General features: G+C 66.8%; 11 protein-coding genes. 5 read left to right on the forward strand and 6 right to left on the reverse strand.

Features of this window, described 5'->3' with window-relative positions; translation table 11 throughout:
- The first annotated feature begins 286 nt into the window (after positions 1–286).
- Both rpoH and yghU read left to right on the forward strand, forming a co-directional pair.
- Positions 287–1177: an RNA polymerase sigma factor RpoH gene (gene rpoH, locus DIR46_RS09085; protein ID WP_109347966.1), complete on the forward strand. Its 891-nt coding sequence runs from the start codon at positions 287–289 to the stop codon at positions 1175–1177.
- Between the two features lie 181 nt (positions 1178–1358).
- Positions 1359–2201, forward strand: a complete 843-nt coding sequence (yghU, locus tag DIR46_RS09090; protein WP_109344954.1) for a glutathione-dependent disulfide-bond oxidoreductase — start codon at positions 1359–1361, stop codon at positions 2199–2201.
- A 5-nt stretch (positions 2202–2206) separates the two neighbouring features.
- Here the strand turns inward: yghU and DIR46_RS09095 are convergent, their stop codons facing one another.
- The 4 genes from DIR46_RS09095 to pstS all read right to left on the reverse strand — a co-directional run bounded on the left by DIR46_RS09095 (position 2207) and on the right by pstS (position 7760).
- Complete coding sequence (locus DIR46_RS09095; RefSeq protein ID WP_229446552.1) at positions 2207–3037, reverse strand: endonuclease/exonuclease/phosphatase family protein; 831 nt, start codon at positions 3035–3037, stop codon at positions 2207–2209.
- A 123-nt stretch (positions 3038–3160) separates the two neighbouring features.
- Positions 3161–5860 carry a bifunctional diguanylate cyclase/phosphodiesterase gene (locus tag DIR46_RS09100; RefSeq protein WP_109344956.1) on the reverse strand — a complete coding sequence of 900 codons (2700 nt, stop codon included), beginning with the start codon at positions 5858–5860 and terminating at the stop codon, positions 3161–3163.
- Positions 5861–5964: 104 nt separating this feature from the next.
- Positions 5965–6627, reverse strand: coding sequence for a winged helix-turn-helix transcriptional regulator (locus DIR46_RS09105; RefSeq protein ID WP_109344957.1), 663 nt, complete (start codon positions 6625–6627; stop codon positions 5965–5967).
- Positions 6628–6731: 104 nt separating this feature from the next.
- Complete coding sequence (gene pstS / locus DIR46_RS09110) at positions 6732–7760, reverse strand: phosphate ABC transporter substrate-binding protein PstS (protein WP_109344958.1); 1029 nt, start codon at positions 7758–7760, stop codon at positions 6732–6734.
- 169 nt (positions 7761–7929) lie between these two features.
- Here pstS and DIR46_RS09115 point away from each other — a divergent pair, with 169 nt between their 5' ends.
- Together DIR46_RS09115 and ggt are read left to right on the forward strand one after the other, a co-directional pair.
- Positions 7930–8343, forward strand: coding sequence for a hypothetical protein (locus DIR46_RS09115; RefSeq protein ID WP_109344959.1), 414 nt, complete (start codon positions 7930–7932; stop codon positions 8341–8343).
- Positions 8343–10115 carry a gamma-glutamyltransferase gene (gene ggt / locus DIR46_RS09120; RefSeq protein ID WP_109344960.1) on the forward strand — a complete coding sequence of 591 codons (1773 nt, stop codon included), beginning with the start codon at positions 8343–8345 and terminating at the stop codon, positions 10113–10115. The genes DIR46_RS09115 and ggt overlap by 1 nt, the downstream gene beginning before the upstream one ends.
- A 388-nt stretch (positions 10116–10503) precedes the next feature.
- Here ggt and DIR46_RS09125 read toward each other — a convergent pair whose 3' ends face one another.
- A complete protein-coding gene (locus tag DIR46_RS09125) occupies positions 10504–11265 on the reverse strand; it encodes an SDR family NAD(P)-dependent oxidoreductase (RefSeq protein ID WP_109344961.1) in 762 nt (253 codons plus the stop codon).
- A gap of 124 nt (positions 11266–11389) precedes the next feature.
- Here DIR46_RS09125 and DIR46_RS09130 point away from each other — a divergent pair, with 124 nt between their 5' ends.
- Positions 11390–11974 carry a TetR/AcrR family transcriptional regulator gene (locus tag DIR46_RS09130; RefSeq protein WP_109347967.1) on the forward strand — a complete coding sequence of 195 codons (585 nt, stop codon included), beginning with the start codon at positions 11390–11392 and terminating at the stop codon, positions 11972–11974.
- A gap of 29 nt (positions 11975–12003) precedes the next feature.
- Here DIR46_RS09130 and DIR46_RS09135 read toward each other — a convergent pair whose 3' ends face one another.
- Positions 12004–14508 carry a PAS domain-containing hybrid sensor histidine kinase/response regulator family protein gene (locus DIR46_RS09135; RefSeq protein ID WP_229446553.1) on the reverse strand — a complete coding sequence of 835 codons (2505 nt, stop codon included), beginning with the start codon at positions 14506–14508 and terminating at the stop codon, positions 12004–12006.
- Positions 14509–14806 lie beyond the last annotated feature (298 nt).

The raw sequence follows: 14806 nt of genomic DNA on the forward strand, positions 1-14806 counted from the left end.
CGATATTCCAGTCTTTCTCTGCTCACTTTTGAGCCGGATCAACTGGGCACGCAATGCCTGCTCTACAGTGGAACCGTCGGCAATTTGATTCCCAAGAGCAATACTTTGAACAATCTTAAGCGCCGGGACCACTTCTAGCACTCACCTCGGGGGAGTGCTAATATATGGTCCAAGGCAATCGAAATTCAAGTCACGCATCCAGGTAACAAGCCGCAACAGACGTGCCGCAAGGCAATAAGTTATGGCACAGTGAGGATGCAGCAAGATTACTACGAGGGAAATGAATATGTCCGCACAATCCGCATTGGTTCCGACCGGCAGTCGTGCTCTGGGACTGGGTTTCACCGGCAATCTGGGCAATATCGACGCCTATATCTCGGCCGTCAACCGCCTGCCGATGCTCACGCACGAAGAAGAGGTATCGCTGGCAAAGCGGCTGCGCGACGACCACGATCTCGACGCGGCGCAAAAGCTGGTGCTGTCGCACCTGCGCCTGGTGGTATCGATCGCGCGCGGCTATCTGGGCTATGGCCTGCCGCACGCTGACCTGATCCAGGAAGGCAATATCGGCCTGATGAAGGCAGTCAAGCGCTTCGACCCGAACCAGGGCGTGCGCCTGGTGTCGTACGCCATGCACTGGATCAAGGCCGAGATGCATGAATACATTCTCAAGAACTGGCGCTTGGTAAAGGTTGCCACGACCAAGGCCCAGCGCAAGCTGTTCTTCAACCTGCGCAGCAACAAGACCGGCCTGGACGCGATGTCGCCGGGCCAGGTCGACGACCTTGCCAAGCTGCTGGGCGTCAAGCGCGAAGAAGTGATCGAGATGGAAACCCGTCTGTCGGGCCGCGACATCGCACTGGAATCGCCGACCGACGACGAAGACGACAAGTTCTCGCCGATCGCCTACCTGTCGTCGGACCAGCAGGAGCCGACCAAGGTGCTCGAGGCCGAGCAGGTCACCCGCCTGCAGTCCGAGGGCCTGGAAACGGCGCTGGGCAAGCTCGATCCGCGTTCGCGCCGCATCATCGAGGCGCGCTGGCTGGCCAACGACGACGGCTCGGGCGCCACGCTGCATACGCTGGCCGAAGAGTTCAGCGTATCGGCCGAGCGCATCCGCCAGATCGAATCGGCCGCGCTCAAGAAGATGAAAGGCGCGCTGGCGGCGTTCGTGTAAGCCGGTCCTCGCGCTGCTCCAAAAAAACCCGCTTCGGCGGGTTTTTCCTTTTCTGATGCACCGGCATCCGGCTCAACCTGCTCCTGGCCAGTCCACCCGGTGTACTTCAAGGGCGGCGCGGACGCGTTTGCCCGCCTTTGGCTAGAATGATCCTTTGTCACCGCAAGTCAAAGGAGAACCCATGGCCGACCAAGCATCCTACGTCCCACCGACAGTCTGGACCCCGCCCGCCTCGTCGGGCGGCGCCTTCGCCAGCATCAACCGCCCGGTCGCGGGCCCGACCCACGACAAGGAACTCCCGGTCGGCAAGCATCCGCTGCAGCTGTATTCGCTGGCCACGCCGAATGGCGTGAAGGTGACGATCCTGCTGGAAGAATTGCTGGCCGCCGGCCACACCGGAGCCGAGTACGATGCCTGGCTCATCAAGATCAACGAAGGCATGCAGTTCTCGAGCGGTTTCGTCGGGGCCAATCCCAATTCGAAGATCCCTGCCCTGGTCGACCGCAGTGGCGCCGCACCGGTGCGCGTGTTCGAATCCGGCGCGATCCTGGTCTACCTGGCGGAAAAATTCGGCGCCTTCCTGCCGAAGGACGGCGTGGCGCGCACCGAAACCATGAACTGGCTGTTCTGGCAGATGGGTTCGGCTCCCTTCGTGGGCGGCGGTTTCGGCCACTTCTATGCTTATGCGCCGGAAAAGCTGCAGTACCCGATCGACCGTTATGCGATGGAGACCAAACGCCAGCTCGACGTGCTCGACCGCCACCTGGCGGACAAGCGCTTCGTCGCGGGCGAGGAATACACGATCGCCGACATGGCGATCTGGCCATGGTATGGCGGCCTGGTGCTGGGCCAGCTGTATGAGGCCGCGCAATTCCTGTCGGTGCACGAATACAGGCACGTGAAACGCTGGGCCGACGAGATCGCCGCACGGCCGGCCGTCATCCGCGGACGCAAGGTCAACCGCTCGTTCGGCCCCGAGCAGGACCAGGTACACGAGCGGCACGCCGCGGCCGATCTCGACTGACCGCCTTACCGGAATTCGACGCGCGCGACCACCGGATGGTGGTCCGACGGGAAGCGTCCGTGGAGCGAATCGCTCAGGGCCGCATAGCCAAGCACGTCGAAATGCCGGTCGACATAGACGTAGTCGATGCGGTCCCGCATGGGCGCGTCGAAGCGAAAGCCGTGGTAGGTGCCGACCGGGCCGTATGGCGGCGTCCGGCTTACCTGGAAAGCGTCGCGCATGGCTTTCGCCATCGCCTGCATCTGGGGCGTCTCGGGCGTCGAATTGAAGTCGCCCACACAGATGGCCGGTTCGCCGCGGCTGATTTCCGCGATCTTGCGCAGCAGCAGGTCGCTTGATGCACGGCGGGCGACGACGCCCTCGTGGTCGAAGTGCGCCGAAAAGACGTAGAACACGCGGCCATTGTCGCGCTCGCGCAGCTTCGCCCATGACACGATGCGGTTGCAGCAGGTGGCGTCCCAGCCCAGCGATGGGCGGTCCGGCGTTTCGCTGAGCCAGAAGTCGCCCTTGTCCAGCAGCGCGAAGCGGCCCTTGCGATAGAAGATGGCCGAATGCTCGCCGGCCTGCCTGCCATCGTCGCGGCCGACGCCGACGTGGTCGAATTCTTCCATCTGCGCCAGATCCGCGACCTGGCCGGCGAGTCCCTCCTGCGTGCCGACGATGTCGAATGCATGATGGCGGATCAGCGCCTTGACCAGCTCCTTGCGCGCCGGCCAGGCATTGGGGCCATCCTGGGGATTGTTGTAGCGCAGGTTGAAGCTGGCGACGTTCATCGGCGCGGCAGCGGCGTTGCTCGTGATGCCGGACAGGATGGCGAGCGCGGTGACAAGTGACAAGACGATCTTCATGGTCCAGGTTAGCGAAAGTGGATACCGTAACAAGTTAACCATAATCCGCCTGCGGCATCGCGCCGACAGGCCGAAAAGCGGCGCAGTTTAGGTGCTTTAGTAAACGGCGCGCTACGCCACCGCGGCATCGAGCAGATAACGCCGTTCCATCATCGCCGCCATCTCCTCGGCCGGCACCGGACGCGCGATGTAGTAACCCTGCACCTCGTTGCAATCGAGGTGGCGCAATATCGCCAGCTGCTCCTCGGTCTCGACACCCTCGGCCACCACCGACATGCCCAGCGCATGCGCCATCGACACGATGGCCTGGAAGAACACCTTGCCCTCCTTCGAATTGGCCAGCTCGGTGGTGAACGCGCGGTCGACCTTCAGCACGTCCATCTTCAAGCGCTGCAGCTGCGACAGCGACGAGTAGCCGGTGCCGAAATCGTCCACATGCAGTTTCACGCCAAGCGCGCGCAGGGCCGCCAGTTCGGCCAGGATGTCGTCCTGGTCGCCCATCATCGCCGACTCGGTGATCTCGACCTCGATCAGGCTGGCCGGCACCCGGTGCTTCACCAACGCCGCGCTCAGCTGGCGCTGCACGCCGCCGCGCAGGAACTGCTTGGGCGAGACGTTGATCGATACCGGCACCAGCGCCGCGCCGGCCTCACGCCAGGCGGCCAGCTGCGCGCAGGCCTTGTCGATCACGGTCTCACCGATGCGCACGATCAGCCCGGTGGCTTCGGCCAGCGGGATGAATTCGCCCGGCGCCACCATGCCCAGGGTCGGATGCCGCCAGCGCACCAGCGCTTCCATGCTCAGCAATTCTCCGCTGCGCGCATCCACGCGCGGCTGGTAGTGCAGCACGAACTGGTCGGCCTCCAACGCTTCGAGCATGTTCTGCTTCAGGCGCGCCCGCGAATTGAGGGTCGACGACAGGGACGGATCGAAGAAGCGGTATTGCCCCTTGCCTTCGTTCTTGCCGACGTACATGGCGATGTCGCTGTGCTTGACCAGGGTCTCGGCATCCAGCCCGTCGCGCGGGTACATGCTGATGCCGATCGAGGAACCCACGGCGTGCAGCTCGTCGCCGATCAGGAACGGCACCCCGAAGGCTTCCACGATGCGCGAGGCCACCGAGGCGGCCTGGCGCTCGCCGTCGCAGGGCGATAGCAGGACCACGAATTCGTCGCCGCCGAAGCGCGCCACCCCGTCGCTCGGACGCAGCAGCGACAGCAGGCGGCCGGCGGCGGCCTTCAGCAGCTGGTCGCCGGTGGCGTGGCCGTGGGTGTCGTTCACATACTTGAATTCATCGAGGTCGATGAACAGCAGCGCGGCGCTGGTGTTTGCTTCCTGGGCCTGGACCAGCATGGCCGGCATGCGTTCCAGGAAGGCGTGGCGGGTGGCCAGGCCGGTCAGCGAATCTTCATTGGCCAGGCGCTCGAGCTGGTCCTCGTGGGCCTTGCGCTCGCTGATGTCCTGCAGGGTCACCGCCAGGCCATTGCCGACCCTTACGAGGCGCCGGCGGCCCCAGCTGATGTTCAGACGGTTATCGCTCGGCATCCTGCGGTCGTCTTCATGAAAGCCGCTGTCCATGGCCTTGCGGTAGGTGTCCAGCAGGTCTTCGCCGAACAGGCCGCTGTCGATCCCGGTCAGGCTTTTTCCGACCAGCTCGTCGCGCGTCACGCCGTAGAAGAAGGCGCCGCGCTCGTTGCAGTCGACGATGCGGAAATCCATGATCTGCCCGTCGCGTGCGCGCACCGCCGAGGCCATGTAGAAGCCGTCGTTGCCGCTCTCGGTGGCGGTGCGGTAGGCGCGCCGCACTTCGTCCTGTTCCCTGGCGCGCGCCACCGCGCGGCGTGCCAGCACCGCGCCCACCGCGCCCAGCAGCAGCAGGCACAGGGTGGCGACGATCGCGCGGTCGCGGCTCTCGATCCAGTAGCCGTTGCTGGCCGCCAGCGCATCGTGCTGCGGCAGGCCGACCAGGGCCACCAGTGGATAGACGGGCGACTGGCGCCAGCCCAGCACGCGCGACTGCCCGTCGGCGAAGCCGCCCTCGCCCTCGACCAGGCGCACGCCCTGCTCGCCCGACCAGGCGGCGCCGCGGCGCGGCAGCGCGACCGCATCCGTGAACGATGCGCCATTGCTGCGCTGCTCGACCCGCAACCGCCCTTCGCTGCCGGCCAGCGCCACGATGCCGCCGGCGCCGATGGTGGCCGGGCTGACGAAGGACGTGAAGTAGCGGGCGTCGATCGCCATCAGCACCACGCCGTCGAATTCCTCCTCGCGTGTTTCCAGGCGGCGCGTGAACAGCACCACGTCGTCGGCGCTGCCGAACTGCGTCGGCGCGGTGCCGACCCGCAGGGCGGTCGAGTTGTTGTCGCGGTGATGGTTGAAATAAGCGCCCGAGGCCAGGTCGGCGCCGATCAGGCCGGCGCGCGTGCTGGAGCGCACGGTGCCGGCGCGGTCGAGCACCGCCACCAGGTGGAAGGCGCTGTCGGTGAACATGCCGTCGCGCCGCATCTCGTCGAGCAGGCCAGGCTGGCGCGAATTCTCCCAGCTGAACTTCAGCTGCATCGTGATCTGGTCCATCTGCGCCACCGAGCGCGTGATGTACTGCTCGTAGGCTTCGGCGTAGGCCGCCACCTCCTTGCGCGCCTGGCTGGCCACGCGCTCCTGCTCGGCCTCGACCCGCAGCAGGGTCGCCGCCCACAGCGCGCAGCACACCAGCACGGCCAGCAGCGGCCACAGCAGGACCAGGAAACGGTTGCTGCGCGCCGGATCCAGATAGGGCGCCAGGTAGGGGGCGAGGCCGGGGTGTTTGCTCATTGCGGACGATCAGGACTAGTTGCCGCAAGTCTAGATAGCAAACATGTCAGCGTTGTGACATGCGAAATTTTTCTGAAGCCCGCTACAGCGGGCCCCGGCGCCCCTCAGGTGGGCGACAGCATGTAGCCAGCGCCGCGCACGGTCTTGATCAGCGACTTGGCCCGCCCCAGCGCCTTGCGCAGGCGCAGCACGTGCACGTCCACCGTGCGCTGGTCGAGCGACGCGTGGGCTTCCCACAGCTGCTCCAGCAGCTGGGTACGGGTAAACACCTGGCCTGGATGGCATAGCAGGAAGCGCAGCAGCCGGTATTCGGCGTGCCTGACCTCGACCTTGTGGTTGCCGACCCGTACGCTGCAGCTGAGCGGATCGAGCACCAGGCGGCCCGAGCGCAACAGACGCGATTCGGGCGACAGTTCGCGCACCTGGTCGGCCGGGGCCTGGGGAATGAATTCGGGATGGGGGACGGGCGCCGGGAGGCTGGCGGGACGCTCGCCTTCCGCGCATTGCGCCGCCAGCAGGATCACCGGCTGCTCGCGCAGGCGGCGGTCGCCGCGCAGGCGCGCCAGCAGGCGCATGCCGCCTTCGTTGCGCAGCATCGATTCCTGCAGCAACAGTTCCGGGCGCTCGCGCCCGATGAAGTCCCAGGCTTGCGCCAGGCTCGGCACGTCATGCCAGACCCACTCGTCCTCGTGCAGCGAGAACTTGAGCAGCTCGGCAATGGCCGGCTTGTCGTCGATCACCAGGACGATCGTGTTCGCCGTTGTCATGGGATGCCCAAAAAGAGAGGAACTGCATCGGTGCGCCCGGCGATGCGAGCGCACCAACGAAAATCCGGCAGCCTGGCTGCCGGATTGGTCGCCACGGAGGCGTATTACATGATGGCCTTGCCCGAAGCGTCCTTCAGGTTGGCTTTCCAGGCGTCCTGCACCTGCTTGACGACGCTGGCCGGCATCGGCACGTAGTCCAGTTCGGCGGCTGCCGGGGCACCGTTCTTGAACGACCAGTCGAAGAATTTCACGACTTCCTGGCCTTTCTTGGCGTCGGCCTGGGTCTTGTGCATCAGGATGTACGACACGCCGGTGATCGGCCAGCTCTGCTTGCCGGCGCCGTCGGTCAGCACCACGCCGAAGCCTGGGGCCTTGGTCCATTCCGCGCTGGCGGCAGCGGCCTTGAACACGTCGTCCGACGGTTGCAGGTCGACGCCTTCCTTGTTGCGCAGCTGGGTGTGCGACAGCTTGTTCTTCTTGGCGTAGGCCCACTCGACGTAGCCGATCGCGCCTTTGATGCGCTGCACGTTGGCGGCAACGCCTTCGTTGCCCTTGCCGCCCACGCCAACGGCCCACTTCACGGTGGTGCCCGAGCCGATCGACTCTTTCCATGCCGGGCTGGTCTTGGCCAGGAAGTCGGTGAACAGGAACGAGGTGCCCGAGCTGTCGGCGCGGTGCACGACGGTGATGTCGGCGGCCGGCAGTTTCACGCCTGGGTTGACAGCGGCGATCTCCGGAGCGTTCCACTTGGTGATCTTGCCCATGTAGATGTCGGCCAGCAGCGGACCGGTCATCTTCAGCTGGCCTGGGGTCACGCCGTCGACGTTGACCACGGCGACCACGCCGCCCATGATGGCCGGGAACTGCATCAGGCCTTCCTTGTCCAGCTCTTCCGCTTTCAGCGGCATGTCCGACGCGCCGAAGTCCACGGTCTTCGCCTTGATCTGCTTGATGCCGGCGCCCGAGCCGACCGACTGGTAGTTCAGGCCGGTGCCGGTGGCGGCCTTGTAGCTCTCAGCCCACTTGGCGTAGATCGGGTACGGGAACGTAGCGCCCGCGCCGGTAATGTCGGCGGCGAACGAGGTCGTCATCACGAGCGTGGCGGCAGCGCCGGCGAGGATCTTCTTGAACATTGTTATTCCTAACTCTGGTTAAGGGGTATGTTTTGGACTACAGGAAAAAGAATAGCTGCCGAATATGACCTGTTTATGACTTGACCATTCCTTGTCTTTTCGCTGTCACGCGACCGACTGCTTGCGGTTTTGCTATCATGGGTTTCCCGTCAAACCCTGGATGACACCGATGCGCACCCTGCCCTGCGTCCTCTCCATCGCCGCCGCCGGCCTGCTGTCGGCCTGCGCCACGCCCGACCACCTGCCCGACGCCCAGTACACGCTGAGCGAGCGCCAGACCCTGACCCTGCCGCCGGTGCCAAGGGATGCGCGCCTGACCCTCACCTACGAGGGCGCCGACGACAGCCGCTGCCCCGACAATGCGCGCTGCATGTGGGCCGGCCAGCTGGCCTACCGCTTCACCCTGCGCACCAACAATATGGCGCAGGGCTTCTGGCTGGTGCAGGGCAAACCCGGCTTTACCTCGCCCGGGCTGCGCGGCGCGCGCATCGAACTCGATCCCTCGTTCGTGCCGCCGCCGCGCGGCATGGCGCAAGAAAAACCGGCGTCGTATCCGGTGGTCTTCAATATGTACGGCACCTGATGGCACCTGGACGACTGCCGCCGACCGCACTGGCGTGCGGCCTGGTCCTTGCTGTTTCACTCCATGGCGTCGCGGCTGCGCCGGTCGCGACCGGCACCGGCGGCGCCGTCGCCACGATCAGCCTGCATGCCTCGCAGTCGGCGCTGGCCATCCTGAACGCAGGCGGCAATGCGGTCGACGCCGCAGTGGCCGCGGCCGCCACGCTGGGCGTCACCGATCCCTTCAGCTGCGGCATCGGCGGCGGCGGCTTCATGGTGATTTATCTGGCCAGGGACAAGCGCGTGATCACCATCGACCACCGCGAAACGGCCCCTGGCAGCGTGGGCCCGCAACTGTTCCAGCACGACGGCAAGCCGCTCGACGTCGAGACCGCGGTGGCCAGCGGCGCGGCGGTCGGCGTGCCGGGCACCGTGCGCGGCTGGCACGAGGCGCTCGAGCGCTACGGCAGCATGCGCTTTTCCCAGGTGCTGGCGCCGGCGATCGCGGTGGCCGACAAGGGTTTCCGCATCAACGCCAACTTCAGCCAGCTGGTGGGACAGAACGAAAAGAAATTCCTTCAGTTCGCGCCGACGCGCGAGCTGTATCTGCACAAGGGCAAGGCCCTCCCCGCCGGCACGCTGCTGCGCAATCCCGGCATGGCGCGCGCCTACCGCGAGATCGCGCAAGGCGGCGTGAAAGCGTTCTATGAAGGGCCGATCGCGCGCGCCATCGTCGACAGCGTCAACCGGCCGCCGGTCGCGAAAGGGTATGCCGTACGACCAGGCGCGATGACGATGGCGGATCTCGCCAACTACGAGGCGCGCATCCGTCCCGCCCTGCGCAGCAGCTATCGTGGCTACGAGCTCCATGGCATGCCCCTGCCCAGCAGCGGCGGCCCGACGGTGGCGCATGCGCTCAACATCCTCGAAGGCTATGACCTGGCATCGCTGCCGCGCGCGCGGGCCGAGCATCTCTATATCGAAGCCAGCCGCCTGGCATTCGCCGACCGCAACGCCTACCTGGCCGATCCGGAATACGTCGATGCGCCGCTCGCCGGACTGCTCTCGAAAAAATATGCGGCCGAGCGCCGCGCGCTGATCGATCCGCGAAAATCCGCGCCAGGCGCGGTGGCGGCGGGCGACCCCTACCGCTACCAGGACGACCCGAGCATTCCCCTGCGCACCCAGCCGGCCGCCGCCATCAAGCTGGCGCCCGAGAGCGCGCATACCACCCACCTGACGGTGTCGGACAAGGACGGCAACGTGGTGGCGTACACCTTCACCATCGAATCCTGGGGCGGCAGCGGAATCGTCGTGCCGGGCTACGGCTTCCTGCTCAATAACGAACTCACCGACTTCGATTTCGACGCCACCGGCCCGCACCCGAACGTGCCCGAAGCCGGCAAGCGCCCGCGCTCGAGCATGGCGCCCACCATCGCGCTCAAGGACGGCAAGCCGGCCTTCAGCATCGGCAGCCCCGGCGGCTCGACCATCATCACCACCGTGCTGCAGACCATCGTCAACCACGTCGACTTCGGCATGCCGATGGACCAGGCGCTCGATGCGCCGCGCATCAGCCAGCGCAATGCGGCAGAAACGTCGGTCGAGCCGGGTTTCGCGGGCAGTGCGCAGGCGCGCGCCCTGGAGGGTTTCGGCCAGCGCTGGGAAAGCCCGGCCGAGGAAATCGGCGCGGCCAACGCCCTGGTGTTCAATCCGGACGGCACCGTCACCGCCGTCAGCGAGGGCAAGCGCCACGGCGTCGGCACGGCGCTGGTCCAGCGCCGCGGGCACTAGCTTGCACCGCGGCGGCGAGCCACTCCTCGCTCCTGGCCCGCAGTGCGCCGGCCCAGTCGAGGCCGAGCGCATACGAACGCACGCCATCGGCGAACGGGTCCGGCAGATCGTTGACCGGCGGCAGGCCGGCGTCGCTGCGCCTTGCCGGCGGTCTCGAACAAGCCTCGCAGCAGTTCGGGCGCCAGGTGGCGCGCCAAGTCGGTCATGCTGTTGCCCGGCATGACTGCCGTGGCGCGCACGCTCTGCAGCGCACGCGCCGTCTCCAGTCCGATGCCCGACGCCGCGCCGGTGACCAGGAAACGCTTGCCCTTCAGGTCGCCCCCGGCCACTGCCTCATCGGCGTCGTTTGTGCTCCGAATCGTGTGCTCATGTCTTTTCCTGTCGAATGTCAGATGCCGAGCCCGCCCGCCACGTCGATGACGCCGCCGGTGATGTAGCCGCCGTTCTGGCCGGCCAGGAAGTTGACCAGCGCCGCCACCTCCTCGAGCGTCGCGATGCGGCGGATCGGGTGCATGTCGAGGAAGGCGTCGGGCGCCGTCGTGCTGCCCAGGGCCTCGACCATCATGTCGGTCGGCATGGCGCCGGGCTGGACCACGTTGACGGTGATGTTGCGCGGACCCAGATCGCGCGCCACGCCCTTGGCATAGCCGATCAGGGCGGCCTTGGTGCCGGCGTAGTCGGCCACGCCCGGGATCAGGGCCAGCGTGCCGTTGAGCGAGCCGATGAAGATGATCCGGCCGCCATCGGACAGGGCCGGCGCCGCCGCGCGCGTGGTCGCGATCGTTCCCATGACGTTGACCTGCCATTGATGGTCCAGTTTGGCGGTGTCGAGCGCGGGATTGTCGACCTGCTGGCCCTTGGCCACGACCGCCGCATTATTGACGAGGATGTCGAGGCGGCCGAAATGCGCCACCACCGCGTCGACCAGCGGCCTGGCCGCCGCCAGGTCGGCCTGGTCGCTCCGGATGGCCAGCGCGCGCACACCCTTCGCCTTCAGTTTTTGCACCACCGCCTCGGCCTTGGCGCTCGAGGCCACATAGGTGATCGCCACGTCGGCGCCCTCCGCGGCGAGCGCCTCGGCGATCGCCGCACCCAGCCCGCGCGAGCCCCCGGTCACCAGCGCAACCTTGCCTTTCAAACCATTCGACATACAGTCTCTCCAGATCAGCGTTTATTTCGTAACGACCGTTACGATAACGATGAGTATATAATTCGCGAATGGACTGTCAAGCATTTTTTGTAATGACCGTTATTGAAAAAGCGGAGGTATGCTGATGGGTCGCCATCGCGAATACGACGCCGACAAGGTGCTGGATGCCGCGCTGTGCGTGTTCTGGCGCAAGGGCTACGAGGGCGCCTCGTATGCCGACCTGACCGAGGCGGCCGGCGTCGAGCGGCCGGCGCTGTACTCGGCCTTCGGCAACAAGGAAGCGCTGTTCAAGCGCGTGCTGGAGCGCTACCACGAACGCTTCATGACCCACATCCCCGAAGGGCTGGCCAAGCCGACCTCGCGCGAAGTGGCCGCCCACATCTTGTACAGCTCGGTGGAGCTGAATACGCGCTATCCCGACCGCACCGGTTGCCTCGGCATCAACGGCGCGGTAGCCGGCGCGGACGAGTCGGAGCCGGTGCGCCAGGCCCTGATCGGTTTCCGCGCGCTCGGAGAAGCACAACTGCGCGAACGCTTCGAACGGGCACAGGCCGAAGGCGACCTGCCTGCCTCGGCCCGTCCCGCCGCCCTGGCGGCCTATGTGATGGCGCTGCTGCACGGCATGGCCATCCAGGCCAAGGCCGGCTTCGAGCGCGAGATGCTCGATGCGGTGGTGGAGCAGGCGCTGTCGAACTGGCCCGGCGCCTGAGCCGCTTCCGGTCCGATTCCAGGCCGATTCTAGCGCGCGACCAGTTCGCGCACCCGCTGCGCCATCGCGTCGATCGAGAACGGCTTGGTCAGCACCGACATGCCGGGCGCGAGCTGCCCGTGGTCGAGCAAGGCGGTTTCGGCGTAGCCGGTGATGAACAAGACCTTCAGCAGGGGACGCTTGATGCGCGCCGCATCCGCCATCTGGCGTCCATTCATCATGCCCGGCAGGCCGACGTCCGAGATCACGAGGTCGATGCGCGCGTCCGATTGCAGCAGCGCCAGGCCGCCGGCGCCATCCTCGGCCTGGAGCACCGTGTAGCCCAGCTCCTCGAGCACGTCGACCACCAGCATGCGCACGCTCGGCTCGTCGTCCACCAACAGGATCGTCTCGCCCCGGCCGGCCGGCGGCGCGGCGTCGGCGGCCGGCGCCGCATCGCGCTCATCGGCCTCACCGCGGTGGCGCGGCAGGAAGATGCTGACCGTGGTGCCCTGGCCCAGCTGCGAATCGATCGCCACCTGCCCGCCCGATTGCTTGGCGAAGCCGTAGATCATCGACAGGCCCAGTCCCGTGCCCTGGCCCAGCGGCTTGGTAGTGAAGAAGGGTTCGAAGGCCTTGGCCAGCACGTCCGGGGCCATGCCGGTGCCGCTGTCGGCAACCGACAGCACGAGATAGTCGCCTGGCGGCAGCTCATGGCCGCGCGCGGCGTCGGCGTCGAGCACGCGGTTGGTGGTGGCGATCGCGATGCGGCCGCCTTCCGGCATCGCGTCGCGCGCATTGATGCACAGGTTCAGCAGCGCATTCTCGAGCTGCGACTGGTCGACCAGCGCCGTCCACGGCTCGCCGCTGTAGTCCGGCTCCACCCGCACGCCGGGGCCCACCGTGCGCCGGATCATGTCCAGCAGGCCGTCGACCATCGTGTTGACGCAGATGGCGCGCGGCGCCAGCGTCTGGCGCCGCGAGAACGCCAGCAGCCGGTGGGTGAGCGCGGCGGCCCGCCTGGTCGCGCCTTGCGCCACCGCGACGTAGCGCTCGATCTCGTCCACGCGACCCTGCCTGAGGCGCAGCTTGACCAGGTCCAGGCTGCCCGAGATGCCGGCCAGCAGGTTGTTGAAGTCGTGCGCCAGCCCGCCGGTGAGCTGGCCGACCGCCTCCATCTTTTGCGAATGACGCAGCTGTTCGTGCGCACGCTCCAGCTCGGCCTGGCGTTCGCGCTCGACGCTGATGTCGCGCGCCGCGCAGTACACCTTGCCGTCGTCCGGCACCGCCGCCCACGACAGCCAGCGCCAGCCCCCGCCCCGGTGCCGGTAGCGGTTCTCGAAGCGCAAGGCGGGGGTGCCGTGCTCCAGCGCATTGCGCCAGATGTCCTCGGTGCCGTCGCGGTCGTCCGGATGGATGAAGTCGAGGAAAGGCGTGCCCGCGACCTCTTCCTCGGTCCAGCCCAGCGTGGCCTGCCAGGCCGGGTTCGAGGTCTCCATGAAGCCGTCGGCATTGAGCACGCCCAGGACGTCGGGGCTGAGCTGCCAGGTTCGTCCGCGCGCCCGCGCCTGGGCCACGACCTTTTGCTCCAGCTCCTCGTTCAATGCCCGCAGCTTGAGGATGGCCAGGTCGCGCTCGGCCTCGACCGCGCGCCTGCCCTCGACGTCGATCAGCACGCCGGGGAAGCGCAGCCCGGTGCCATCCGGCGCCAGGTCGACCCGGCCGTTGGCTTCGATCCAGTAATAATTGCCGTCGGCGCGCCGCACCCGGTACTGGTGGGCGTAATGGCCGCCGCGCGCGATCACCGAGTTGATGGCCTGGGCCAGGCCGGCTTGGTCGTCCGGGTGCACCGTGGCCACGATCTGGGACAGGGACAGGCCGGTGCGCCCGATGGCGGGGTCGAGGCCGAAGGCGCGCGCAAAGGCTTCGTCGACGGTGAAGCGGTCGGTCGGCAGGTGCCAGAACCAGGTGCCGATGATGGCGCCGGCCTCCAGCGCCAACTGGACCCGCTCGGCATCGACGCGCGACGCCGATTCGTGCTCCCGCAACACGGCTTCGTCGGCCGCCTGGCGCCGCTGGCTCAGCACCGTCTCGGTGGTTTCGATGCAGGTGCACAGCAGGCCGTGGATGCGGCCGGCGTCGTCGCGCACGGGACCGTAGGAATAGGTGAACCAGGCATGCTCGGCATAGCCCTTGCGCTGCATGACGAGCGCGATGTCGTTCATCTTGTGCGATTCGCCGTCCACCAGGGTGCGTTCGACCAGCGGCCCGAGCACGTCCCAGATCTCGTGCCAGACGGCCTGGAACGGCTGCCCCAGCGCGGCCGGGTGCTTGTTGCACAGGATCTCGGCGTAGGCGTCGTTGTAGAGCAGGATCTGCTCCGGTCCCCAGACGATAAAGCTCGGAAAGGCCGAGTCGAGCACGATATTGACGCTGGTGCGCAGCGTGGCGGGCCAGGAAGCGATCGGGCCCAGCGGCGAGGCGGTCCAGCCGTGGCCGCGGATTGCTGCCGCCATCGCGGCGCCGGAAGCGGGAAACACTGCAGGACTACCCATGGAATCGATTATTTGCCTGATGGGGTCCCAGGACGTGGTTGCGCGCATTCATGCGGCATTATTGCATGTTCCGTACCGCCGCCGCGCTGCGACAACGGCGCGATGTTTGCCGCGCGCCCGACTACAGTGGCAAGGCTGCAGGGACCGGTTGGGGGACGGTGGCGGCGTCGGGCTGAGCTGAGCTGATGATCGTATCGTCAGCTCAAGCACGTCGGCCCCGCGAAGGCGCAATCGCGTCCGGCCTATTTATACGCAAGGCAGGGACGTCGTTCCCGCCCTCGCCCGCCGGGAACGCCGG

The sequence above is a fragment of the Massilia oculi genome (assembly GCF_003143515.1).
GTDB lineage: Bacteria > Pseudomonadota > Gammaproteobacteria > Burkholderiales > Burkholderiaceae_D > Telluria > Telluria oculi.